Origin of the sequence: Psychrobacillus sp. FSL H8-0484, from assembly GCF_038005325.1 — a bacterium.
Taxonomy (GTDB): domain Bacteria; phylum Bacillota; class Bacilli; order Bacillales_A; family Planococcaceae; genus Psychrobacillus.
In genome coordinates this window covers 120,510-145,018 of the sequence record NZ_JBBOSZ010000001.1, presented here as the reverse complement: position 1 = coordinate 145,018, position 24,509 = coordinate 120,510, and the positions used below count along the sequence as shown (strand labels likewise).

Sequence of the window (24,509 nt, the reverse complement as noted above, 5' to 3'; positions counted from 1 at the left end):
GAGATATGATATCGACCCACAAATAAAGCTTTATATGAAGAAAAACACCTAGCGAAAAACATTTTCATTAGGCGCTTTCCTTAAGACTTCCATATCCATCAGTTACTTACAACTATTTCGCAATCTTTCGCCTTTAATTCAAAGCCTTTTTTCCAGGAAAAAATAATGCAGACAGAAGCAATAGCTAATATTCCACTAAGAACGAGAAAACAATAAATAATTAGACCTGAAGAGACCATTCCAGTGAAGATAGCGAGTAATACAACCCTTACTAGCAAACCAATTGAGCGGAATAAACTGTCCACTCTTCCGATTATTTCATTGGGTACCTGATCCATTAAAAAAGAATTTCTAGCTACTCTAGAACTACTATTTCCTATTGCAATAAAAAACATAAGTGATAAGTAAACAGGTATATTGGCGATCAGTATAAATGAAATAGCAACCGTGTAAGTAATCACTCCGTTAGATGATTGTTTTTTCATTCCCAATCTTTCTAGCAATAATAGGCGCAACTACTGCGCCTACTCCATAGATCATCCCTTGAATTCCATACAAACTCCCCGACGCCTTTAGCACATCTGCTAAATATACAGGAAATAAATAATTCGAAATCATTACACCAATAAAAGGCATAATAGAAAAAAACAAAAATAAGAACATGGCTGGTCTTTTTAACATATAACTTAAACCTTCTGTACCATTTGATTTTAAAGTTTTCTTCGAGTGATCAACCGCATTCTTTCTATAAGGAATTTTTAAGAAGAAGTAGATGGCTGCAGCGTAAGTCAATACATCAAGGAGCAAGATGTATTGTAATTCCCATGTTGATAACAAGATACTTGCCAAAGCACCAGCAATTACACTAGATAATTGCCCTTGAACTTCCATTGTTCCATTTAAAGTTTTGTATTGATTCTTGTTAAAGATTTCTTGATTTAACGCGAACATGGTAGGATAGAAAATCGTGTAATACAAGCTCCCAATCATGTAAATGAACATATAATGCCAAACCTCATAAGATAAGCCTATAAATCCAATCATAGAAAAACATATTAATAATACAAAACAAATAATTTCACTTAAGATCAATAGTTTCTTTCGCGACATTTTATCAACTAGATTACCTACAAATGGTGTAATGATGAAACTAATAATGGTCATGCTTATTGTGACATAACCAAAAACAGCATTTCCGTTATCACTAGACACCAGCATCCATGGTATCGCAATCATGGTTATTCCGGATCCAATCGATGAAGCAATATTAGCAAAAATAATTAAGCGAAAACGGGAATCGTTATATAAATTCTTCATTGTAGTGCACCCCTTTCATAATCTTATTATTCTTACTTTAATTGAAATTCCCTATTTTGAGTTCCGTCATTGGTCTTGATTGCATCTCATACAATTGACTGAGTCTATCATGTTGTTACCTACCGAAAATCCGCTCGTTTTCCGCGGACGATCTGCCAATCCTCCTTAATCGCAAGCACACTCTAGGGTCTTGGCAGACCGTTTTTCCGCAGGAGTCTCACAAATTTTCGTCACTAAAAATATGCTTCTAAAAAACAACAACCTAATTAACAGAGCCTAAAAATAAAAACACCCAGTGAATTTTCTCACTAGGTGCTCATCAAATTTATATGTAATCTTTATTTTCCTCGTAAGTCACATACCAATTATCATCTTTCTGCAATATACCTGTTCCAATCCACCCGTCTGCTAGAAGCTGCTGTTGTCTTTCGGAATCTCCCATACTGATTTCCAACACTTCACTGCTCGGTTTACGAGTTTCATGTAATTTCTTATAAAATACATAGCGTAGCATGTCTTCGTATTTCTTTTTTAGCGCTCCTATAACCATGCCCTGACTTAGCTTGTCTTTTAAACTAGCTATGTTAAATGGTGCAACCGTTGCACATACATGTGTATATGGCGTAGCATCTAAAAGCTCCATGGCAATATTTCCAAGTTTTTTTTGCAAACCGAATCCACGATAATCCGGATGAACATTCGTAATTTCTTGATAAACAACTTTGTCTAATTGTTCTGCCTTCAGACCAATATCAAACCCTAAATGATGTTCATCTATTTCTGGTAGAGCTAACGCACGAAATGCTATTAACTCCTCCTCCACAAATACGCCTACCATTAGGCGATTCGCGATAGAACCTTCGTATTCTTCCTTTGTTAAGGGCGATAAGAAATCATTGTTTTCAAGACTTCCTAAAACAATATCCTGAATGCGAAATATATCATCCACATGGTCTATTGTTAGTTCACGAACGACATATTCTTTCTCTCCGAGCATGCCTTTCCATTCTTTCATTCAATCACTTCCTCTTACTTCGTTACTTTTGTCGAAAACTCCGTTAACTCTAGTAATACAGTTTCATCCACATCAATACCTAGTCCTGGACGCTCATTTAGTTTAATAAAAGGAACATCATAGTGCAAATTCCCAACGTCTTTTGAGAATTTTAATGGGCCAGTTAACTCTACACTAGTAAATGCTTTTTTAGAAAACGCTACATGGAAACCAGCTGCTGAACCAATCGAAGACTCTACCATTGATCCGATTTGGCATTCAATGCCTGCCATTTCAGCCATATGTGCAAGCTTCATAGCAGGGTAGATTCCACCGCATTTCATTAATTTAATATTCACCTTATGTGCCGCATTTTTCTCGATTAATTCGCGCATATCACGAAAACCTCTTAAGCCTTCGTCCATCATTAGTGGGGTACTTGTTTTTGCTTTTACTTCTACCATTCCGTTGAAATCATCGGCAACTACTGGCTGCTCCAACCAGTCAAGCCCTGCGTCCTCTAGCTGACGCATTGCAGTGATTGTATTTGCACTGTTCTTCCAGCCTTGATTGACATCCACGCGAATGGCGATATCGTCTCCCACTTTTGCACGCACTGCTTGAATTCGTTTTACATCCGCTTGAATTTCTGTTCCAACTTTCATTTTAAACGATGAATAACCTTCTTTCATACGTTTTTCTGCTTCTTCTGCCATAGATTCAGGAGTTCCAATACTTAATACATGGGTAATTGGGAACTTCTCATGATAACGACCGCCAAGTAGTTGGTATACTGGAACCCCTAGCTTTTTCCCAACAACATCGTAACATGCAATGTCCATTGCAGCCTTTGCAGCTGGCGCATGATAGACCGCTTTATCCATTTTTTCATGTAGGCGTTCAAATTCCATTGGATTTTCTCCAATTAATAAAGGTGCCAATGTATGTTGTAATATTGCATAGGTACTTTCCCATGTCTCACCCGTTACATGCTCATCCGCAACAGCTTCTCCGTATCCAACTAGACCATCCTCTGTTGTTAGCTTCACAATAATAGAGGGCATATCGTCGTATGTGTGATAGCTAATGATAAACGGATCGACTAATGGTAATCTAATTGCATAAATATCGATTTCTTTAATTTTCATCGTAAAATTCCTTCTTTCTTTACAAATAGTATTTTTTTCTTTATAGTTGTCGTTAAATGGTCGTTAAAAAATAAAAAAAAGAGGTGCAAGGATGGTTATACGCATTGCAGTCTTAGGATCCAGTAAATTTATCGAGCGTTTAATGCAATTTGAGCAGGAACTCCCATCTATTCGTATGGACTATTATATCTATAATACGCCGATGGAAGCAAAAGATATAGTTCCTACTATTAAACCATGCGATGCCGTATTTTTTTCTGGGTCACTTCCGTATATTTACGCAAAGGAAGTTAGAGAAAAGCTACCTATACCATCTCATTATTTAAGGCAAGATGAAACAGCTATTACTACAACACTACTAACTATTAGCTATTCTACCTCTATTCCTGTGCAAAAGATTTCTATTGACTTGATTGAGCCGCAAAGTGTGCAAAACGTTTTGGAGGATATTGGGCAAATAGAACATTACCCATATATGATGAAAATTGATCCTACGTTTGATTTACACGATGTTGTTTCATTTCATTCGAATTTACAGGATAGCGGAGAATCCTCTCTTGCGGTAACTAGTATTCATGCGGTTTATCAAAAAATGAAAGAAAATAATCTTTCTGTCATGCGAATGATTGACCCGAAAAATTCTATCCTAAATTGCCTGGAAGAAACAAAATCCATGGCACTACTTGCAAAAAGTCAGTCGGCTAAAATTGCTGTTGGATATATACAATTAACCAACCATACTGCGATTACAAGTGATCTATTAAAGAAAATTTCAAGCTCGATACAAGCAAGCTTTGTTAAAACGGAAGATAATTTATACATGTTGTACTCCACACAAGGTGATGTGCAACATGTATTGAAAAACAATACGCTAGAAAAGTGGTTTGAACTTGCTTCTTCACCGCTTAAAGTTGCATTTGGATTTGGAAAAACAGTTGTAGAAGCGACGCAAAATGCAAAAGATGCTCTCGATTACGTAACAGAGAATACTGCTTATTTAATAAACGATCACAAGGAATTATTAGGACCTTTTCCAACAAACCAAAAGCAAGTTCAGTTGAAAACAAACGACCCAAAACTAGCTCAATTAGCGAAAGAAACAACGCTGAGTCCTGCGAATGTTTCAAAAATAATACAGTTTAGTCGTTCTCGTAAGTCCACCGAGTTTACAGCACAGGATTTAGAATACTATTTACAAGTTAGTAGACGAACTTCGGAACGAATCTTGAAAAAGCTATTAGATCATGGATATGCTCGTATCATCGGAGAAGAAATGACCTACCAACAAGGTCGCCCTCGTGCCATTTACGAATTAAACTTCCCTACTTATTTATAGGGACTATTAAACTAAATGGTTGTTCTTTGATAGAATCCGCTGCTTTCCGCGGGAGTCTGCGCGAATTCTATGCTAAAAAACAACAGTAATAAAATATAACAGTTCCTATTTATAAAGAAAGGAAAGTTCACTTTTGCTGAACTTTCCTCTTTTCTTATGCTTGCATAGCTTCTTTTTCGTTTATTTCTGCTATTTCTGAATTTGTTAACTTTTGGATTGTAAAGCCAGTCATCGCATATACAATCGATAAAAGAGGTACAACATAGTTTAATATTGCATATGGAGCATACTCAAATGCACCTACACCTAAAGTCCCTAAAATAAAGACTCCGCAAGTATTCCACGGTATAAAGACTGAAGTAAGTGTTCCTCCATCCTCTAATGCACGAGATAGGTTTTTAGAATGCAGTCCCATTTTCGTATAGGCGTTTGCAAACATTCGTGCTGGAACAACAATTGAAATGTATTGTTCTGAACATGTTGCATTTGTTGTAAAACAAGCTAGGATTGTAGATGCTACTAGTGTACCTGCTGATTTTGCTAATTTAAGTATTTGATTCATAATGGATTGAAGCATACCAGAATATTCTAGTATTCCTCCAAATGTCATCGCGACAAGCGTCATTGATACAGTATACATCATTTCATCTAAGCCACCACGGTTAAATAAATCATCTACCATAGCATTTCCAGTTTCAATAACGAAACCACTTTGAAGTGCCCCAATTGCCTCTGAAAGACTTCCTCCTTGCACAAATACTTGAGATAAAGATCCTAAAATAATTCCGATAACTAATGCGGGAATTGCTGGAACCTTCATGGCAACAAGTACAATTACCGCTACTGGTATTAATAATAACCAAGGAGAAATGACAAAGCTCTTCTCCAACATGGAAATTGTTTGAAGAATGCTCTCCTGATCGATATTGCTGTCTTTATATTCCATACCTAAAAAACCGTATACAGATAAAGCGATAAGAATTCCAGGTACTGTAGTAAAAAACATATGTCGAATATGTACAAATAGATTTGTGTTCGTTAACCCAGCTGCTAAATTTGTTGTGTCCGATAGAGGGGACATCTTATCTCCAAAATAAGCTCCTGAAATAACCGCTCCTGCAATAATCGGGGCTGGAATTCCCATACTAAGTCCAATTCCCATCCCTGCAACACCAATTGTTCCCATTGTGGACCAAGAACTACCGATTGCAAGTGATACAATCATACAAATTATGCAAATCGTCACTAAAAACAATGCAGGAGTAATAATTTTAAGGCCAAAATAGATCATAGTAGCAACTACTCCGCCACCAATCCAAGAACCAATTGTTAAACCTACTAACATAATGATTACAACTGCTGGTAAAGCTAGTTTAATCCCTTTATACATCATTTCTTCAATGTCATTCCATTTAAATCCATGCTTCCAAGCAACTAATGCAGCAACAGATGTTCCTATGATTAATGGAATATGTGGACCTTGTTCTAATCGTACTACCGCAATATACATGCAAGCTATCATCACTATTAATGGAATAATTGCCCATATTAAAGACATCTCTTTTTTAGCGGTTGTGTTTTTTGTTTCCACCATACTATTTCCCCTTTGTTACTATATTGCGACAGTTCTAAATTGCCGTTAAATAGTCGTTAATAGTGTTATGATAAATGGAAACGAAAGCCTCGTCAATCCTTTTTCGAAATTTTTGTAAGCGTTTTCGAGATTACTTTGGCCCCAATTAGGAGTGAATCTTGATTAAAACTCATTTTTGGATGATGTAATCCAGGCGCAAGGTCCGCTCCAATTCCAATCATCGCTGCTTTTACCTCAGGATGCTTAATCGTATAGAAGTGGAAATCGTCACTTCCAGAAGTAATCGCTTCTTCCGCTAGATTTTCTATCCCAACTGCTTCTATTATTCCTTCTTTAGCAATTGCAGCAGCTTCTTTTGACACTTCAGCACCTGGTGTTATATCTTGCCATTCCCATTCCATTTCTATATCAAATAACTGTTTAAGTGCATGTAAGTTTCTCTCTATTTGATCTTTCATTTTGAATAAAATCTCATTTTTTTGTGCGCGAGCATCAATCGAAAATAATGCTGTACCCGGGATAATATTTGCACTATCTCCCCCTGCATGAATCTTAGTTAATTTGGCCGAATAAGCTTCAAATGGAGAGAAATATAAATTTTTCAATGCTTGATGAATTGCCACAGCTACGTCAATAGCATTTTTTCCTTGCTGTGGACGTGCACCATGGGCATCGATTCCTTTAATTTTTCCTTCTAGAAACATTGCAGCTCCGTGGTGAATAGCAGGCGACACTTTTCCGAATGGAAGCTCTTCGATTGGTCGTAAGTGCACACCAAATAAGTGTGTCACTCCTTCGAGTGCTCCACGGTCAATCATGGCATTTGCACCATTACCTTTTTCCTCTGCCGGCTGAAATATAAAGCGAATTCGTTTTTTTAGCTTCTCATCCTTCAGTAATAGTAATGCTCCGAGCACCATAGAAATGTTAGCATCATGTCCACATGAGTGATTTGCACGATATTCTCCGTCTACTTCTTGCCATAATGCGTCGATATCTGCACGAACAGCAATGACTTCTTCACCTTCTCCGATTTCTGCCAATAATCCTGTTACATCATCGAAGCGTCGATAAGGTACCTTTAACCCATCTAGTATCTCAGCCAGCTTATTCGTTGTTTCGTATTCTTTCCAACTTACTTCTGGGTATTTGTGAAAATGATCAAACCATTGCAAAATTTGAGTTTCTACTTGCATCTGTCTTGCACTCCCTTTTCAATCAATAATTTATTCTATGATTTCACACACACGTCCTATTTGTCCATCGGTTAATCGAACTTTTATCCCATGTGGATGGAAGGACGAATTCGTTAAAAGATCTTTCACAATACCTCTTGTTTTTTCACCTGATCGCTGGTCTTTTTTCAAAATGATATATACTTCTACTCCCGGTTTAACATCTTTTCTATTTTGTCCATTCATTATGATTCACCTCTTTTTGTATCGTACCACTTTCATGCTATACTAATGAAGGATTTTATTTGAAAAAGGAGTGTTTTGAATGACTAAAAAAGGATATATCTTAATGGATTCTGGCGAAAAAATCGAATTTGATTTATTCCCAAATGAAGCACCAAACACAGTTGCAAACTTTGAAGAGTTAGCAAACAGCGGATTCTACAACGGGGTAGTTTTCCACCGTGTTATTCCTGGCTTTGTAAGTCAAGGTGGAGACCCAACTGGTACAGGTATGGGCGGAAGCGGCAAAACAATTAAATGTGAAACTGTTGGCAACCCACACAAACACGAAGCTGGTAGCTTATCAATGGCACATGCCGGTAAAGACACAGGTTCTAGCCAATTCTTTATCGTGCATGCACCACAACCACATTTAAATGGCGTTCACACTGTTTTCGGTAAAGTAACAAGCGGTCTTGAAATAGCAAAAGCTATGAAAAATGGCGCGAAAATGGAAAAAGTAGAAATATTCGACGCAGAATAATGGAAAAAGGGTAACTCTGAAAAAATCAGAGTTACCCTTTTCTTTATTAATCGCTCTGTTAAATCAGGCTGTTGTTTTTTTAGAAGAATTTATTTTGTGACGAAAATCTGCGAGACTCCTGGGAAAAACGGGCTACCAAGACCCCCAAGCGAGCTTATAGGAACAAATCCTATTGCCCCGAGGAGGCTTGGGAGTTCGTCCGCGGAAAGCGAGCGAATTTTCGTCTAAAACAACATGATCGTTTAACATAGCCTTTATAATAAAAATGCAATTGCTAAGATAATGAAAAGTGGTACTAAAAAAACAATCCAACTCAAAGGTTTCGCAAAATTGAGCGTCCATCCTACACCAAAGCGTTTTTCGACTAAAATACTTGGATCGTCTTTGTTCATGTAGAACATGCCACCTTTCCAGTATTTATCATCGTTTACTGCTGCAATCGCATTCTCTAACCTAACGCTCTCCCCATTTACTTTAATGCGTGAGCCATTTTGGCCTACTTTTATTGTATATATGGCTACACCAATAAATGTTGAAACTAAAAATACAAGCGGTAAGGAGAACATAATCCATGAAGATGAGATTTCCGGATGAATTGTTTGTAGGTGTAGATACCCTAATAAGAGAGTGACAATTATCGTGATGAATAATGCGAACCAGCTTGAATATTTTCGAAATGCAAGTTGTTGTACTACAGACGTTTTTTTATTTGCTGGGTTAATCTTTGCTCCTGAAAACCTCATCCCTTCGCTCATCATTAGGAACATACCTTGCATAACAAGCAAAATGACCGGCAACGATATTACCCTAAAATATGTCTTTTCACTAAATGCATCTGGCTGACCACTTGGCCCCCAATGTGTAGGGATTAAATCTGGCATATCGGGATACTTCATAAACGTATATAGGATGAGTCCGACTGTTACAATCATAGGAATAATAAATACAACTCGTGGTATTAACTGAAGCTTTTTCTGAAATTGCAAATCGACTACACGGACTTCTTTCTTATTGGACATCCATTTTTGTTCTTCTTTCAGCTGCTTCACGCGTACATGCATAATAAAATAATACGCAATACCAATAAACAAAGTCGTAAACAGAACTCCCATACTTATAAGTGCAAGAATTTCTTCTGTTGGATTTTGTGTGAGTGCCCAAAGTAGATAGGCTGCTAAAATGACTAGGTCTGTTGTAAACACAACAACGGTGTATCTTTTTTTCATTCGAAGGATGATTTCTTCTTTCGCATATTGTTCCGGTACATAGACCCCAAAAGCCTCTGTTTGCTTCAAAAATGTCGGCATAAACGCTTGTAAAACTGTAATAAATAAAAGAATAAATCCAAATAACAAAATGATCATTGTTTACCCTCCTTAATATCTCGAACAAGGTTACATAACATGTCTACCATTTCATCCTCTGAAAGCTTTAGCACCATCCCTTCCGCTATTAAAGGCCTTAATTGCTCTGCAAGCTGTTGTTTTTCTTCCTCTGAAGCTTTTGGTATCCCATTGGGTTGTATGATAACGCCGGATTTTGCAACAATTTGAATGAATTCTTTTTCCTCTAAGTAATGATATGCTTTGTTTACCGTATGCATATTCATGCCAAGGTCTGCAGCAAACGCTCGAACCGATGGCAACGAATCGCCTGGTTTTAGGTCTCCCCTAACTATCCCTTCAATTATTTGCTGAGCTAACTGTAAATAGATTGGCACAGATGAGTTTGTTTGTATTTCAATAAACATGAATTTCCTCCTACTTACCGTTTGTTCTACTAGTAGTGTAACACACCTGTTCTACATTTAGTAGAGCAAAAAATACCTTTTTTCGATCAATATAGTATTTCAAATGAATTATTCCATAAAAAAAGCCCCACCCACGTATGTGAGCAGGGCTAATCATTCTTTATTTCACCCTTAACACTTGTCCAATATAAATTGTGTAGTTAGCATCCAGACCATTCCAATCCTTAATTTGTTGTACTGTGCTACCATAAGTCGCACTTAACGAGTAAACTGTATCACCACTTTTTACAGTATGATAAACTGCTGTGCTTTTCTTTGGAAGATTGAAGCAATTTGCAATTCCATTCACATGACCTCGGGCCAGTGATTCAATGAAGGATGATGCTTTCAACTTTGCCGCATCATTTGCATTATCAATAAATCCATTCTCCGTCAAAAGAGCTGGCATATTGGATACACGTAACATATGAAAGTCTTCTTGTTTTTTACCACGATCAGTAAAATTCACAAGCTTTAATATTTCTGCATGAATCGTATTTTGATAAGTTGTAGTAGGTGCCCCTACTCCCGGGTATACATAATCCTCATAGCCAGTTCCACCGCCTGAATTTATGTGAACTGAAAGGAGGAAATCTGCCCCCCAAGCATTAGCTGCATTTGTACGTTGCGTCAACGTCAAAGTCTGATCCCCAGTTCGACTCATTAATACACTTACATTGTTATACTCAGCAATCAGAATATCTTTGACTCTAGTGGCAATTTGCAATGTTAGATTTTTCTCCTGTAAACCATTTCCTACTGCACCTGAATCCGTTCCACCATGTCCTGCATCAATAAATACTTTTACCATAATTATCACCTCATATTAGTTTTGAATTACTAGAAAAGAATGCTTGTACACCAGTTTAAATGTCACATAGCAATCACCACCTTAAAAGAAAAAGCTACCCGAAGGCAGCTTATTTTGGTTCGATATATTTCATTGCTCTTGGGCTATCCGCAAAATTATTTGTTGTAGGATCTTGAATAATCCCCATTGTCGCTAATAATCCAAACACTACATTTACAAAAGCAAATATCCAATCTTTCATTTCTTCCGTTAAATAGAAATTCATTAAACCAGCAGTATGAGCACTTATCAAAAGTAGTTCAGTTAATAGAAATATTTGGGCAATAAAACCTGTAACCCAAATCTTATTTTTAAAACGTACTTTCCAGTTAATCTTCATACTTATTGTGCCTCCTGAATAATTTTGAGATTATCGATTCTTTTGTGAGCATGCTTCGAGCTTTCCTCCACTCGCGCTACACGTTCTGCTAATACGTCCATTTGTTTCTCATTCGCTTTCAAATCGATTCGAATCGATTCCACACCATTACTAATCGTGTCTAGCTTAGTTTCAATAACTGCCGTTTTTGCAGCATCTGCTTTCACATCCTTGTCGCGGTTACGACCAAATGCAAGCAGACCTATTAATAAACCCAACACAGTGCAACCAAAACCGATAAATGCCTCCATTTCTCACCTCCATCCAACTCTACTTGTCCAAATAACTCTCTTCACTACTAGGTGGGTTCATACGTCAAGTGTACGTCAGGAAACGAGTATTTTGACTTTGTCCTTTGCACGATCAATGTATTGTTGCACGGTTCTCTTCTTTAAATTTAGCTCCTCTGCAATCTCTGTAAGACTCATCCCATATGCCATATGCATTAAATAGCATTGTCTCTCTCTATGGGAAAGCTCTACTAAAATAGTTAATATCTTTTGTTTCTGTTCTCCACTTAAATTAGTTTGCTCTGTATCCAATTCAATCGTAGGAAATAAGTCCATGTCCAACAATGCACGACGTTGATATATTGACCTTTTGTCAGCCCCATGAAGATTGCCTGGTCTTCTCCCCTTTTTCATCCATTCAAGTGCGTAAGACATATCATCAATCATGCTGTTAATAATTTTGAGATCTGCATTATCTTTAGGATTCATTGGATCTAAACGTTCCTTTAGGTGCTCCAACTCTTTTTTATGATATGAATACTCTTGTATCAATTTATCCGCCCAATTTAACATAAGAAGTTCCTCCTTTTCTTTTTAAAACCCAATAAAAAAAGAGGACAACAAATGACCAGCAAGATGCTGAAATCATTTGTTATCCTCCAGATGACTGGTGGGACTATTATGATTTATTCTACTCAAATTTAAAAATCTTCTCCCTCATTCCATTTAACACGCACAACTTTTCCTTGATGTGTCTTAATGGTCGTTTCAGCGAATGAGGGTAACTCTATCATTTTCGCTTTATCTTTACTAATAACTATGATGCATGGATTTGGAATTTCCTTTGTATTGAGATTTATATCACCTTTGGGATCTACTTCCACCTCTCTCATTCTCATAAATGCCCTCCCTTTATATTTCCGTAAATGGAACATAAAATAAATAATAAATCCCACCTCCGCTAATAAACAAACTATTAACAACTAATGACCCTTTTCCAATGTTCCGTTTATGGAATAAACACATCATAATATTAACGGAAATCTCTGTCAACACATTTATTCCTAAAACGGAACTAATTATTCGATTTGTTGCATTTTCGGAAATTTGTCTGTAAAATTCTAACTATAGATAATATGTAAGGAGATTACTGCTGTGAAGAATTTCGGAACACTATTAAAAGAGCTAAGAATAAATAGAAAACTCACCATTGAACAATTGGCAGATTCTTTAAATTCTAAATTTGGTAGTAAAATTAGTAAGAGCTCCATAAGTCGTTGGGAAAATGGAGAAGCCGATCCTAAGTTAGAATTTGTTCGATTACTCGCTGATTTTTTTCAAGTTCCTGGCCAATATTTCTTAGGTGAAGACGATGAAAAAAGATTTGACAGCCAGAAAATCGTAACTATTGCAGCACATATTGATGATGATGTCACTGAGGAAGAAATGGAAGACATTAAGAAATATATTGAGTTTATTAAATCGCAACGCGGATAAATGAGGTGTTTTATGGCGTATGATCAACTGATTACGGAGTACCCGCATATTAAAATTATTGAGAAAATATTACCTAAAGGTCTTCCAGGTTTATATTATGATCACGTAATTGAAATTGATAAATTCAAAAATAATTATGAAAAACATTGCATTTTAGCAGAAGAGCTTGGTCATTACGAGACGACCTATGGGGACATTACAGACTTAAATGATATGAGAAATGTAAAATTAGAGCAAATAGCTCGAAGATGGGGTTATGAAAAAATTGTCTCTCTGGATCAGCTGATTGATTGCTACGAAAAAGGACAAACAACACTAGAAGAAGTATGTATAAATCTTGAAGTAACTCCGGAGTATTTGAAAAACGTGATCGATTATTATATTGAAAAATATGGTCTCTTTAAATTACACAAAGAATACAGGATTACCTTTGATCCACTTAATATTAAGATGATAGAAAAATAAGATTAAATTAAACCTTTATATCCTCTTTTCCAGCTGCATTCTCATAAATTAGAAGGATGACTTAAAAGCTATTCTTCCTTTAAGTCATCCTTCTTTTCTTCTTTGGGTAGAAAACAAAACCGACGCGGATGGTCTAGCAGTAGGTCGACCTTCTGGATTTGTCGGCAAAACACTAGAGCAGCTTTTAAGCTATCTCAAAAAACATGAATTTCCTCTTACTTATCGTTTGTTCTATCTATATTTAGTAGAGCAAACTGATACTATATTATATATTTTTTATTAGGTCTCGGTTTTAGGCCAGTTGGTCTCGAATTTTGCTAAATGGTTGTGTTAAGCCATTTCATGTAATATAAATCCAATAATTTACAACTTCTTTATTAGTATATGGATAAAAAAAACTGCCACTAAAACCCGATAAACAAGGTTTTAGTGACAGTTTGAACTGTCTATATTTATTACGCGATAACCGCTAATTCAGCTAAACGTTTTGCAGAAGCTTTTACTTCTTCCATACCTGCAGCAATAATATCTTGTGCTTTATCAGGCATTGCATTGTGCCCTTCGATAATTACTTCATCGATGATTTGCATACCGAATACGCCACCGAATACATTGCGCATATAGTTAACAGCCATTTCCATAGGAGCTGCTTCTGGTGCAGAGTAAACTCCACCACGAGCGTTTAAGAAGATAGCTTTTTTGTCAGTCATTAATTGGATCATGTTACCTTCAGCATCATATTTGAATGCAAATCCAGCAGCATATACATAATCGATAAATGTTTGTAATTTAGCTGGGATTGTTAAGTTCCATAATGGGAATGCGAATACAACTACATCTGCAGCTGAAATTGCGTCCATTGCTTTTTGCTTTGCAGCTAAGAGGCGTGCTTCAACGTCTGTTAATTCTCCACCGTTTTGTACTTTACCGAAAGCATTGAAAAGTTCTTGACCGAAGTAAGGCATGTCTTCTTCGAAAACATCGTAAGTTGTTACATTTACGTCTTTACCTTCTAATTCTGCCATGAAAGTTTCATACATTTTGCTTGAGATTGCTGCTGTTGCTGGGCGGTTATTTGCTTTAACTACTAATACGTTCATTATTTTAAAATCTCCTTTATATTTAGGTATTGTTTGTTTAAAATACTTTATCTCACATTCGAGACTTTAACATAATATATTACTATAGGTATTAATGTCAAAGAGTTAGTTTCGGAATTTATCTTTCCATCAATTTAAATATGTGCAAATTTAAAACGCCCTTAAAATTAGAAAACATTTAAGGACGTTTTATATGTTAGAAAGCTATATAGTTAAACTATCTAAAAACGAATCTACAATTTAAGATACTGTTGGCCTTTTTTATAGTAGATTCCCTTTTCATTGTCTGGAACCATACCTCCACCAGTCGCCCATACTATATGCGTTGCATTTTCTAGATTGAAGTTATTCCTTGTTAAATGTATTGGGCCTGTCATTCCAGCAAGCGCAGAGGGTTCCAGCTGAATTTCTTCCGTGTCGGCGATTAAAGTGAGTAATGTATACATCGTTTCATCACTTATTGTATAGCTCCCACTTATTAGCTGTTCCATTGTTTTCCCTACAAATCCAGAGGGTCTTCCAACTGCTAACCCATCCGCTGCTGTTTTATTATCTAGCCCAATGTCTCCAACTGCGATCTTGTCATGCAATCCTGTCAGCATTCCTAGTAACATGCATGGCGAATGTGTTGGCTCTGCAAAGTAGCAGTGTACATGATCACCAAATATAAGCTTCAATCCAAATGCGACGCCACCCGGACCTCCACCAACTCCACAAGGTAAATAGACATACAACGGATGATTTTGACTCACTACTCTACCTTGCTGCTCCAACTGTGTTTTCAATCTATTTGCAGCAACTGCATATCCAACAAATAAGTCGATGGAGTTTTCATCATCGATAAAGAAGCAGCTAGGGTCTAGTTCGGCTTGTTTTCTTCCCTCTTCAACAGCAATGCTGTAATCAGAGGCATATTCAATGACTTCTACCCCTTTTTCGCGAAGCATATCTTTTTTCCACTGCTTTGCATCACTCGACATATGAACAGTTACTCGAAAACCAAGCTTTGCACTCATTATGCCTATGCTTAGCCCTAAGTTTCCGGTTGAGCCTACAGCAATCGAATAGCCCGAGAAAAACTGTTTTAACTTATCTGTAGCAAGAACAGCGTAATCGTCTGTTTCCTTTAATAAACCTTCTCGAATTGCAAGTGTCTCTGCAGTTTTAAGTACTTCATAAATGCCACCACGCGCTTTAATAGATCCAGATATCGGTAATGCGTTGTCGCATTTTAATAAAAGCTCTCCACCAAAATCAACTTGGAAGTAATCCTTTATGGCAGATTCCATTTTTGGAATAGCAACCAGTGGTGATTCAATGATTCCGTTTGATTTTACTGTTTCAGGGAAAGCAATTTGTAAATACGAAGCGAATCGATCTAATCGATCACTTGCATCTTGCACCATTTCTTTTGTAATAGGGACCTTTTTCAAAGCGTCCTCCGTCTTTATTTCATTCGGGTTGAACCATATGGTCTCTTCCGTCTTTTGAAGCTTTTCTATTAAAGGAAATTGCTTTATTAATTGTTGCATGTTCATGATTGTAAAACCCTTTCTACTCTAAGCTAAGTACATGTGTTGTATCGGGTGAACGTTCTTCTAATGAAAATCCATTTGCACGATAAAAAGCATCCACTTTTGCAGATTCCGTTTTCGTTGTTATTTTGCTAAACTGACCTTTTGCATTGTCGGTGATTATTTTGAATAATTCACTTCCGACTCCTTTTCTGCGGTGTTCCGGTAAAGTATAAAAACGATATAGTCTTGCAGAATTGTCGTCGGCACTAGTCGTACTTCGATTTAACCCACCGATTCCAACTAGTTCCTCATCATCCCACACCCCGTAAAGTGCTTCCCCTTGCTCACTGAATCGATTTGTACCGTCTTCATATTCGGATGCTAGTCTCGATACAAAACGATACCCTTCTTTTTCGCTTTCTTGAATTAGTTTGGATACGTTGACTTCTTTCAAATCTGAAATTTTCTTCACTTCGATTGCCATTTACGTTTCCCCCATTCCTAAATTCAATTACACCTCGGAGTATTTGCGTACAGATAGATAAGGAAGTTAGCCTAAGAACGTCGCATCCATGCGACAACGGTTAACTCCATTACAAAATCTGTGGCATCTGCCGGAGGCTTTAACTTTATTCAGTGGGAGTTATACCCCTGCTGAATAAAGCTAAAATACGAACTCTTAGTTACTTTCGATATGGCTAGGTCAATTCCCTTTATAGCAAAGTGTTATATTTTATGCAACCAAAAAATAAACACCTTACCCACATCTTATCCACCTTTTCCACAACTTATTACATTTTATTATTACAGAAGTGTTGCTGGTGCCAGGCACCAGTAACACTTCTGTAATAATCCTTCATAATTCTCTGGTTAAAAAAAGCCCATAACACCCTTTCCCTTGCTAAATTAGGTTGTTTTTTTTGAAGAATATGTTTTGTGACGAAAATCCGCGCGACTCCTGCGGAAAAACGGGCTGCCAAGACCTCGCAGGCGCAGCCGAGGAGACTTGGCAGTTCGTCCGCGTAAAGCGATCGAATTTTCGTCCATAAAAACATGAACGTTTAACAGAGTCATCTTTAAAATAAACGTTAAAGATCCCACGCTAGTTTCATCAGCGTGGGATAATGTTGTTTTTATACAGTTTCTTTAATAGCAGCTAGTCTAGCTTCTACTTCTTCTTCAGATAAATTATGTTCTGCGATGTAACGGTTTCGTGGGTGCTCGCGACATTCGTCTGAACAGCTGCGTAAATATTTATGCTCGTTTTCTTCTGAGCATAGAATCTTGTCGTTACAATCTGGGTTTGCACAGTTTACATAGCGCTCACATGGCTCCCCTGTAAAATGATCTTTCCCTACGATGACCTGTTCTACTTGGTTGATCGGCACAGCAATTCGCTCGTCGAATACGTACATTTGACCATCCCAAAGCTGTCCGCGCACTTCTGGATCTTTTCCGTAAGTTGCGATTCCACCATGTAATTGGCCTACACCTTCAAAGCCTTCACGAACTAACCAGCCAGAGAATTTTTCACAGCGAATTCCACCTGTGCAATACGTTAAAACTTTTTTACCTTCAAACATTTCTTTATTATCAAGCATCCATTCCGGTAAATCGCGGAAATTGCGAATATCTGGACGAATTGCTCCACGGAAATGACCTAAGTCAAATTCATAGTCATTACGAGCATCGATTACGATTGTATCCTCTGCTTGCATTTGCTCAAAAAATTCTTTTGGCGATAAATATTTACCAGTTAGTTCATTTGGATTGATATCTTCAGCTAATCCTAAATGTACGATTTCTTGCTTCGGACGAACGTGCATTTTTTTGAATGCATGGCCCTCTGCTTCATCTATTTTATACACCATGTCTGCGAATCGAACGTCCGCTTTCATCATGTCCATGTATGCGTCAGTTTGTTCAATTGTTCCCGAGCATGTCCCGTTTATTCCCTCGTCTGATACTAAAATACGCCCTTTTAACCCAAGTTCTTTACAAGCAGCAAGATGTTCTTGTGCAAATGTTACTGGATCTTCAATCGGGACATATTTATAGTAAAGTAATACTCTGTATGCATTTGTTTCCATTTTTTACTCCACCTTTTCTAAATTTTGTCCATTCGGTTTAATATATCAAAAAAGTAGGCGTTTGTTAAATAGTTAGTTTACTTTTTATAATCAAAAAAAGAACAATCATGCAAATGAATGCTTCTTGTTCGTCGCTTTTTACCTATTTTAATTTTCCATTACGTCATTTTCCTTCATGCATCTTGTACAACTGTTTCCTCATATGATAATAAATGATGAATACCTAATCGTCTCTGAATTTATATCTCTTCTCTTGAAAGGAGATTTCTCATGCGAAAACAACATATCGTACTCGTTTTATTTTTACTAATCGCTGGGTGTGCGGATAAAAGTGCAGTTCCCATTCCCTCCAATGAGTTTTTAATTATTGCGCATCGCGGAGCTTCTACATATGCTCCAGAGCACACGATGCTTGCTTATGAAATAGCACAACAATCTGCGGCCACTTATCTTGAAATCGATTTACAGATGACAGAAGATGGCGTATTAGTAGCTATGCATGATGAAACAGTAGACCGCACTACAGATGGGGGTGGATTAGTAAAAGACTACACAATAGAAGAATTAAAACAGCTAAATGCAGGAGAATGGTTTAATAGTACTTATCCTAGTATGGCAAATGAAGCATTTGAAGATTTGGATGTACCTACATTAGAGGAGGTATTTTTGCGTTTTGGAGACGAAGCGAACTATTATATTGAAATGAAATCTCCAAAAATATATGAGGAAATGGAAGAAGAGTTAATTGCTTTGCTACATCAATATGATCTAATCGATGTAAATAAGAAGCTTCCTAAAGTAATTATTGAATCATTTAGCAGGGCTAGTTTAACAGAGTTTCATGAATTAGAGCCGAGACTTCCTCTTATTCAACTGTTCAGTTTCAAAGAGAAAGCCGCTCTTTCCGACCAAGATTATAATAGCTTAAGTACTTATGCAAGTGGAATTGGAGTAAACCTAAACGCGGTTGATAAGAACTTTATTCATGAAGTCCAACAACATGCATTTCAAATTCATCTTTACAATATTAATAACGAGATGGATATGAAAAAAGCACTTAATTTAAAGGCTAATGGAGCTTTTACTAATACCCCCAACCTAGCTGTTGACTTACTTAAACAACCTAATGAATAGTTTTAGTTATTTAATGCTTGTGCACATAGCTTCTTAAAGCTCGCTTCGAATTTTTCATTGTCTTCCTTTTGGCGTTTTTTAGGACCTTTTAATCGGCCTCCAGCTTGCCGTATTTTTTTCGAAATATGGCGACTGTCTAAAAGCTGGTCTATATTATCAGGCGTGTACCAACGTCCATTTTGATCAATTGCAAACCCTCGTTTCGCTAAAACCATTGCAGCAAGTCCATAATCTTGTGTAACCACGATATCTCCTTTTTGCACTTTATTTACAAGCACAAAATCTACCGCGTCTGCACCTTTCGATACCATGATCGTTTCAGCACCTTGTCTTTGCATATAATGAGCCGTATCACATAGCAATGTCACTTTTAATCCAAAATGCTGTGCTACCTCAATCGTTAAGTCTACTACTGGGCATCCATCTGCATCTACTAAAACACTTACCATCTCACGCACCTCATTTACCATTCGATATTTCCTCATTGTATACTATCGAGTACATTTAATGAACAAAAGAGCAAGTTCCTACATAATTACCCAATCGTCCTTTTTATAAAAAAACGCCCAATTAATATTGGACGTTTATTTCTTATATTCTCCTAAAATCTCTACCGCTTTTTCCGTCATGGACGTATCCACTGCTTTGTCAAAGTCCACATCTCCATCAATTGCACCATTTTCTTTGTAGGAATTGTATTGTTTCACAACATCATCTAAAAACATTTTCCCATCTGGATCTAACCCTGTTACAAATACTTTCTCCCATAGTGCCGGATCTTTTAAGGAAGTATGCTTTGTCATAATGTCGATCACTTCTTCTTTTCCTTCTCCTTTAATAAAGGCATCGTTATAGTCCCGAACTCCTTTTAAATAAGCCGTCATAAAGCGTAGTGATACATTTTTTTCCTCACTCATAAATTGTGGAGAACCAAGTACCATTGCAATTTGTGATTCTGGCGCATAATCCGTCGTATCTCCAAAACGAACATGGAAACCATTTTCTATCCCTTGTGCTATTAACGGCTCAATTTGGAGTGCAGCATCAATGGAACCATTTTCAATTGCTCCAAGCATACTTCCAAAATCTCCAAGCAGTACAAATTCTACATCGTCATTTGTTAAACCAGCATGTTTAAGCATTTCCCAATAAATGTACTCATCAATCGAGTTTTTAGATGATACACCGATACGTTTTCCTTTAAAATCTTTGTAGTCTTTAATTTCATCTTTCATTTGATTGCCAATAACAAACGAGAAATATGATTTCCCTGGTACATTATGCCCTTTGTCTGCAATAATTTTCACGTCAATCCCTTGAGCAATTGCGTTGAAGAAAGAAGCTGTTGATACTCCTCCAGCAATATCTACATCACCAGATGCAAGAGCTGGCAGCATTTCATCACTATTCGCAAATTGTGCAAATTCTACTTCAATATTGTAGTCTTCAAAATATCCCTTTTCTTTCGCAATATAAAATCCTGCACCGGATGCTGCTCCATCTTCCGCAATAACAACTTTGACTTTCTTTTCGAGTGGAGCTAAATCACCTGAAGGATTATCTTTACTTACTTTGTCGTCCATCTTGCCCGTACCCTCATTATCCTTTGAACTACACGCACCTAATAAAAGAACAGCGGATGCGAATAGTAATAACCAACGTTTTTTCACAAACTTCCTCCTTTATCTTCTCGATTTCTGTACTTCTTGTTGTAAATGATTCCAAATAACAATAAATTGTTCCGCCATCTCGACATTTGCCCGAACTTGCTCCATCGTTCGTGGCCTTGGTACCGGAACAATTAATTCTTTTATGATTTCCCCTGGGTGTGCACTCATTAGCACAATTCGATCACTAAGTAACAAGGCCTCATCGATACTATGCGTAATAAATAGCACAGTCTTCTTTGTTTCGGACCAAATAGAAAGTAATTCTTCTTGCAAGATAAATTTATTTTGCTCATCTAACGCCGCAAACGGCTCATCCATAAGTAAAATTTCAGGATCATTTGCAAATGCTCTTGCAATACTAATTCGTTGCTTCATTCCACCAGATAGCTCTTTCGGATATAGTTTTGAAAATTTACTTAAACCTACTTTTTCCAAATAGTACGCTGTCTGTTTTCGAATAAAATCCTTCGGTAAATGTCGCATTTTGAGCCCAAATGCAACGTTCTCCTCCACTGTTAACCAAGGAATAACTCCTTTTTCTTGAAACACCATGGATTGTAAAGGTCGAACGTCTGATTCTGAGGAGATTGTAAACGTACCTGAGCTTGGTAATTCTAAGCCTGCCAGTATTCGTAATAAGGTTGTTTTTCCACACCCACTCGGTCCAACTAAACAGACAAATTCCCCTTCGTCTATTTGAAGGGACACATCTTTGACAGCTGTCACACTATTATTTTTCTTGTAAAATACTTTCGTTAAATTTTCAATATAGATTTTAACAGAATTACTCATTTACTCACCTCCATGGGACAATTTTCTTTTGTAGCCCACGTAAGAAAAGGGAAAACAGAAACCCAAAAAAAGAAATAAGCACTAAGCCTACAAACATTTCTTTTAACATAAATGCTTTATAAGAGGTCCAGATTAAATACCCGATTCCTGAAGTGGCTCCCATCATTTCCGCAGCTACAATTGTTAAAAGTGCAATTGCCTGCCCCATTTGAATACCTTCTAGCATGACAGGAAGTGCGCCTGGAAATGCTATTTTAAGAAAAAAATCCTTTGGACTGGCACCGTAATTTTTTGCAACATCTAAATGTACTCTGTCTATATTCATCACGCCTGCTACAGTATTAATGACGACTGGGAAAAATACGCTACCTGCAATTGTTACTACTTTTGAAAAGTCTCCAATCCCAAAGAGAATAATAATGATAGGCATTAAAGCTAGTGTAGGTATTGGCATAAAAGCCATTACAATAGGAGATATAAAATGTCGAATTGGTGCGTACAACCCCATCAGTAACCCAATAATTACCCCCGGAATCACACCCAATAGAAATCCAACTGCAATTCTATATAAAGAAACAGATATATGTGTCCATAACAAACCGTTTGCTGCCAACTCGAGAAATGTAGATACTATTGCACTAGGCGGGGGGAAAAATCGAATATCGAGTATACCTGTTCGAGAACAAAACTCCCAAAGCAATAAAATGAATATAGGAGAGATAATGGTTAGTAGTTGTTTGGCTCTTTCTTTTACTTGTTGCTTCTTCCATTCCTGTTGTTCCGTTTCATAAGGATCGTAGAGTACGAGCCCTTTTTCATCGCGCATCTTTCACCACCTCTTGTAAAAATAATATGTCGTGTTGAGTAAATGTGTGAAAACCATATATTATTCATATTGACTTTTCTAGCAATATTTAGTAAGTTTATTAATATTTTGAGGAGGTGTAGAAATTGTCATTAAAAGAGTTAACGTCTAATAGAGAAACACCCTATTTTGTTTTAAGTGTTATTTTTAGTTTGTTTGTATACATACTTGCAGTTGCATCTATATTTGGTATTGCAATTCTACTTATCTTATTGGCTGTTTTACTGTATGCAAATGCCATTATGTTAGGCTCCATTCGTGGGAATGGAATACGTATTAGTGAAAAACAATTTCCAGATGTCTATGAACGTGTTGTAGCTCTTTCCACTAAGATGAATTTAAAAAAAGTGCCGGATGTATTTGTGATTCACTCCGAAGGTGCTTTTAATGCATTCGCAACAAGATTCCTTGGAAGAAACATGGTTGTTATTTATTCGGAAGCTTTTGAGCTTGCTAGAGAACAAGGCGATGCTGAGCTAGATTTTATCATTGCACATGAGCTTTCCCATGTGAAACGTAGACATGTATGGAAAAGTATAATGATCATGCCAGCTCAATTTTTCCCTTTTCTTTCCCAAGCATATAGTCGTTCATGCGAGTATACTTGCGATCGGGAGGCTGCTTATTATATACAAGATGGAGTAGCAGCTAAACGAGCTCTCACCATTCTTGGAGTAGGGAAAAAACTATATGCAGAAGTGGACGAGAATGCCTATTTAGAACAAATTAATTCGGAGTCAAATGTTGCAGTATGGTTGAGTGAGGTACTATCAAGCCACCCACTTTTACCAAAACGAATTCAATCTGTTGGAAATTTTATGCGAGTAACTGGTACGCCTAGTTACTATTCAAACACAACAAAAATTGCATTAGGTATAGGTGCGTTACTCGGAATTTTCTTTGCAGTATATATGGGGGTTATTGTTCTTTTTACGGCTGGAACATTCACATATGCAAGTTTATTTTCGGGGAGCATTTTAGGTGAAACATTTTCTGATGAATCTGACATGTTTACAGATACTTCTTATGAGTTAACGCCTTTAATGGAGGCAGTGGTGGATGCAGATGACACAAAAGTTCAAGAAATTGTTGCAAGTGGAGTAAACTTAGAAGAACAAGATGCTGAACAAACGACTGCGCTTCTTCTCGCTGTATATAATGGCTATACTTCTATAGCAGAAATTTTATTGGAGGCTGGTGCTGATCCAAATACTTCGGATCAATATTCAAGCGCTTTAACTACTGCATTATATAGCGAAGACTACGAATTGGCAGCGTTATTGTATGAATTCGGTGCAGATCCAGCAGTTTTAGACCCTGAAGGTTATTCTGGCTATAACATTTTAGGCGTTGATAATGATGAAGACTTTTTAGCAATACTTAAAAATGAATAAAACGAAAAAGGTGGGTCCTCTACTAGAGGCCACTGAAAAATTTACGTTGTTAATACAGTAAATTTTTTATAAACAAAAATCTGGCACTTCTTGTTCAAGTTTGAACAGGAAGTGCCGGATTTCTTTGTCTATTTCTCCTCTTTTTCGTTCAGTAATTTCAAAATCGGTTTCAGATTGAAATAACATCTAGGAGATTCCGTTGCAGGCGGACGCTTTCCGCGGGCGGTCCGTGAGCCTCCTCGTCGCAGGCTCCTGCGGGGTCTCACCTGGACGCGCTTTTCCCGCTGGAGTCGCCGCCTTCCACTCCAATCGTCATAAAATAAATACTCATTAAACTAAAAAGAGGCGTGTTTCTTTTATAATAATAGGAACTAATTTTGGAAAAGAAGCCATCGAAGATTACGAAA

The 24,509-nt window shown here is 37.1% G+C and carries 28 protein-coding genes; 6 read left to right on the top strand and 22 right to left on the bottom strand.

All coding sequences use genetic code 11. From position 1 onward, the window contains the following. Positions 1-98: 98 nt before the first annotated feature. The 4 genes from MHH81_RS00750 to MHH81_RS00735 all read right to left on the bottom strand — a co-directional run bounded on the left by MHH81_RS00750 (position 99) and on the right by MHH81_RS00735 (position 3,459). Positions 99-485 carry a hypothetical protein gene (locus tag MHH81_RS00750; RefSeq protein ID WP_340916792.1) on the bottom strand — a complete coding sequence of 129 codons (387 nt, stop codon included), beginning with the start codon at positions 483-485 and terminating at the stop codon, positions 99-101. Then, positions 466-1,317 carry an MFS transporter gene (locus tag MHH81_RS00745; RefSeq protein ID WP_340916790.1) on the bottom strand — a complete coding sequence of 284 codons (852 nt, stop codon included), beginning with the start codon at positions 1,315-1,317 and terminating at the stop codon, positions 466-468. Before MHH81_RS00745 ends, MHH81_RS00750 begins: the two co-directional genes overlap by 20 nt. Positions 1,318-1,642: 325 nt before the next feature. After that, a complete protein-coding gene (locus MHH81_RS00740) occupies positions 1,643-2,332 on the bottom strand; it encodes a GNAT family N-acetyltransferase (RefSeq protein WP_340916788.1) in 690 nt (229 codons plus the stop codon). A 14-nt stretch (positions 2,333-2,346) separates the two neighbouring features. Beyond that, positions 2,347-3,459: a mandelate racemase/muconate lactonizing enzyme family protein gene (locus MHH81_RS00735; protein ID WP_340916786.1), complete on the bottom strand. Its 1,113-nt coding sequence runs from the start codon at positions 3,457-3,459 to the stop codon at positions 2,347-2,349. A gap of 91 nt (positions 3,460-3,550) precedes the next feature. On the opposite strand from MHH81_RS00735, the gene MHH81_RS00730 reads away from it, so the two are divergent. Next, complete coding sequence (locus MHH81_RS00730; RefSeq protein WP_340916784.1) at positions 3,551-4,795, top strand: hypothetical protein; 1,245 nt, start codon at positions 3,551-3,553, stop codon at positions 4,793-4,795. Positions 4,796-4,949: 154 nt separating this feature from the next. Here MHH81_RS00730 and nhaC read toward each other — a convergent pair whose 3' ends face one another. The 3 genes from nhaC to MHH81_RS00715 all read right to left on the bottom strand — a co-directional run bounded on the left by nhaC (position 4,950) and on the right by MHH81_RS00715 (position 7,810). Continuing rightward, positions 4,950-6,353 carry a Na+/H+ antiporter NhaC gene (gene nhaC, locus MHH81_RS00725; protein WP_445678118.1) on the bottom strand — a complete coding sequence of 468 codons (1,404 nt, stop codon included), beginning with the start codon at positions 6,351-6,353 and terminating at the stop codon, positions 4,950-4,952. Positions 6,354-6,481: 128 nt separating this feature from the next. Continuing rightward, positions 6,482-7,585 (bottom strand): amidohydrolase, encoded by a 1,104-nt coding sequence (locus MHH81_RS00720; RefSeq protein ID WP_340916780.1) that lies wholly within the window; start codon positions 7,583-7,585, stop codon positions 6,482-6,484. 30 nt (positions 7,586-7,615) lie between these two features. Further along, positions 7,616-7,810, bottom strand: coding sequence for a YwbE family protein (locus MHH81_RS00715; RefSeq protein ID WP_340916778.1), 195 nt, complete (start codon positions 7,808-7,810; stop codon positions 7,616-7,618). Between the two features lie 79 nt (positions 7,811-7,889). Here MHH81_RS00715 and MHH81_RS00710 point away from each other — a divergent pair, with 79 nt between their 5' ends. Continuing rightward, positions 7,890-8,330 carry a peptidylprolyl isomerase gene (locus MHH81_RS00710; RefSeq protein ID WP_340916776.1) on the top strand — a complete coding sequence of 147 codons (441 nt, stop codon included), beginning with the start codon at positions 7,890-7,892 and terminating at the stop codon, positions 8,328-8,330. A 254-nt stretch (positions 8,331-8,584) separates the two neighbouring features. Here MHH81_RS00710 and MHH81_RS00705 read toward each other — a convergent pair whose 3' ends face one another. From MHH81_RS00705 to MHH81_RS00675, 7 genes are all read right to left on the bottom strand, one after another. Beyond that, positions 8,585-9,694: a DUF1648 domain-containing protein gene (locus MHH81_RS00705; RefSeq protein WP_340916774.1), complete on the bottom strand. Its 1,110-nt coding sequence runs from the start codon at positions 9,692-9,694 to the stop codon at positions 8,585-8,587. After that, positions 9,691-10,080 carry a GntR family transcriptional regulator gene (locus MHH81_RS00700; RefSeq protein ID WP_340916772.1) on the bottom strand — a complete coding sequence of 130 codons (390 nt, stop codon included), beginning with the start codon at positions 10,078-10,080 and terminating at the stop codon, positions 9,691-9,693. Before MHH81_RS00700 ends, MHH81_RS00705 begins: the two co-directional genes overlap by 4 nt. Positions 10,081-10,240: 160 nt before the next feature. Beyond that, positions 10,241-10,930: an N-acetylmuramoyl-L-alanine amidase gene (locus tag MHH81_RS00695; RefSeq protein ID WP_340916770.1), complete on the bottom strand. Its 690-nt coding sequence runs from the start codon at positions 10,928-10,930 to the stop codon at positions 10,241-10,243. A 109-nt stretch (positions 10,931-11,039) separates the two neighbouring features. Continuing rightward, positions 11,040-11,309 (bottom strand): phage holin, encoded by a 270-nt coding sequence (locus tag MHH81_RS00690; RefSeq protein ID WP_340916768.1) that lies wholly within the window; start codon positions 11,307-11,309, stop codon positions 11,040-11,042. A 2-nt stretch (positions 11,310-11,311) separates the two neighbouring features. After that, complete coding sequence (locus tag MHH81_RS00685; protein ID WP_340916765.1) at positions 11,312-11,599, bottom strand: hypothetical protein; 288 nt, start codon at positions 11,597-11,599, stop codon at positions 11,312-11,314. A gap of 75 nt (positions 11,600-11,674) precedes the next feature. Continuing rightward, positions 11,675-12,151, bottom strand: coding sequence for a sigma-70 family RNA polymerase sigma factor (locus MHH81_RS00680; protein ID WP_340916763.1), 477 nt, complete (start codon positions 12,149-12,151; stop codon positions 11,675-11,677). Between the two features lie 128 nt (positions 12,152-12,279). After that, positions 12,280-12,477, bottom strand: a complete 198-nt coding sequence (locus MHH81_RS00675) for an XtrA/YqaO family protein (protein ID WP_340916761.1) — start codon at positions 12,475-12,477, stop codon at positions 12,280-12,282. Positions 12,478-12,733: 256 nt separating this feature from the next. Here MHH81_RS00675 and MHH81_RS00670 point away from each other — a divergent pair, with 256 nt between their 5' ends. Then, the gene (locus tag MHH81_RS00670) at positions 12,734-13,075 is read left to right on the top strand and encodes a helix-turn-helix domain-containing protein (RefSeq protein WP_340916759.1); all 342 of its coding nucleotides are present in this window, start codon (positions 12,734-12,736) and stop codon (positions 13,073-13,075) included. 12 nt (positions 13,076-13,087) lie between these two features. Next, a complete protein-coding gene (locus MHH81_RS00665) occupies positions 13,088-13,540 on the top strand; it encodes an ImmA/IrrE family metallo-endopeptidase (RefSeq protein WP_340916755.1) in 453 nt (150 codons plus the stop codon). Positions 13,541-13,995: 455 nt separating this feature from the next. Here MHH81_RS00665 and MHH81_RS00660 read toward each other — a convergent pair whose 3' ends face one another. The 4 genes from MHH81_RS00660 to trhO form a co-directional block, all read right to left on the bottom strand. Further along, positions 13,996-14,640, bottom strand: coding sequence for an FMN-dependent NADH-azoreductase (locus MHH81_RS00660; RefSeq protein WP_340916754.1), 645 nt, complete (start codon positions 14,638-14,640; stop codon positions 13,996-13,998). Positions 14,641-14,873: 233 nt separating this feature from the next. Next, a complete protein-coding gene (locus tag MHH81_RS00655) occupies positions 14,874-16,178 on the bottom strand; it encodes a D-serine ammonia-lyase (RefSeq protein ID WP_445678058.1) in 1,305 nt (434 codons plus the stop codon). Positions 16,179-16,194: 16 nt separating this feature from the next. Then, on the bottom strand, positions 16,195-16,641 hold the full coding sequence (locus MHH81_RS00650) for a GNAT family N-acetyltransferase (RefSeq protein WP_340916752.1): 447 nt from the start codon (positions 16,639-16,641) through the stop codon (positions 16,195-16,197). Positions 16,642-17,290: 649 nt separating this feature from the next. After that, on the bottom strand, positions 17,291-18,247 hold the full coding sequence (gene trhO, locus MHH81_RS00645) for an oxygen-dependent tRNA uridine(34) hydroxylase TrhO (protein WP_340916749.1): 957 nt from the start codon (positions 18,245-18,247) through the stop codon (positions 17,291-17,293). A gap of 270 nt (positions 18,248-18,517) precedes the next feature. Between trhO and MHH81_RS00640 the strand changes: the two genes are divergently transcribed. Continuing rightward, positions 18,518-19,381: a glycerophosphodiester phosphodiesterase gene (locus tag MHH81_RS00640; RefSeq protein ID WP_340916745.1), complete on the top strand. Its 864-nt coding sequence runs from the start codon at positions 18,518-18,520 to the stop codon at positions 19,379-19,381. Positions 19,382-19,383: 2 nt separating this feature from the next. Here the strand turns inward: MHH81_RS00640 and MHH81_RS00635 are convergent, their stop codons facing one another. The 4 genes from MHH81_RS00635 to MHH81_RS00620 all read right to left on the bottom strand — a co-directional run bounded on the left by MHH81_RS00635 (position 19,384) and on the right by MHH81_RS00620 (position 22,669). Continuing rightward, positions 19,384-19,830: a YaiI/YqxD family protein gene (locus MHH81_RS00635; RefSeq protein WP_340925073.1), complete on the bottom strand. Its 447-nt coding sequence runs from the start codon at positions 19,828-19,830 to the stop codon at positions 19,384-19,386. 135 nt (positions 19,831-19,965) lie between these two features. Beyond that, the gene (locus MHH81_RS00630; RefSeq protein WP_340916742.1) at positions 19,966-21,051 is read right to left on the bottom strand and encodes an ABC transporter substrate-binding protein; all 1,086 of its coding nucleotides are present in this window, start codon (positions 21,049-21,051) and stop codon (positions 19,966-19,968) included. A gap of 12 nt (positions 21,052-21,063) precedes the next feature. Further along, positions 21,064-21,843 carry an ABC transporter ATP-binding protein gene (locus tag MHH81_RS00625; protein ID WP_340916739.1) on the bottom strand — a complete coding sequence of 260 codons (780 nt, stop codon included), beginning with the start codon at positions 21,841-21,843 and terminating at the stop codon, positions 21,064-21,066. 4 nt (positions 21,844-21,847) lie between these two features. Then, a complete protein-coding gene (locus MHH81_RS00620) occupies positions 21,848-22,669 on the bottom strand; it encodes an ABC transporter permease (protein ID WP_340916737.1) in 822 nt (273 codons plus the stop codon). 125 nt (positions 22,670-22,794) lie between these two features. Here MHH81_RS00620 and MHH81_RS00615 point away from each other — a divergent pair, with 125 nt between their 5' ends. Continuing rightward, positions 22,795-24,102 (top strand): M48 family metallopeptidase, encoded by a 1,308-nt coding sequence (locus MHH81_RS00615; protein ID WP_340916732.1) that lies wholly within the window; start codon positions 22,795-22,797, stop codon positions 24,100-24,102. The last annotated feature ends 407 nt before the right edge of the window (positions 24,103-24,509 follow it).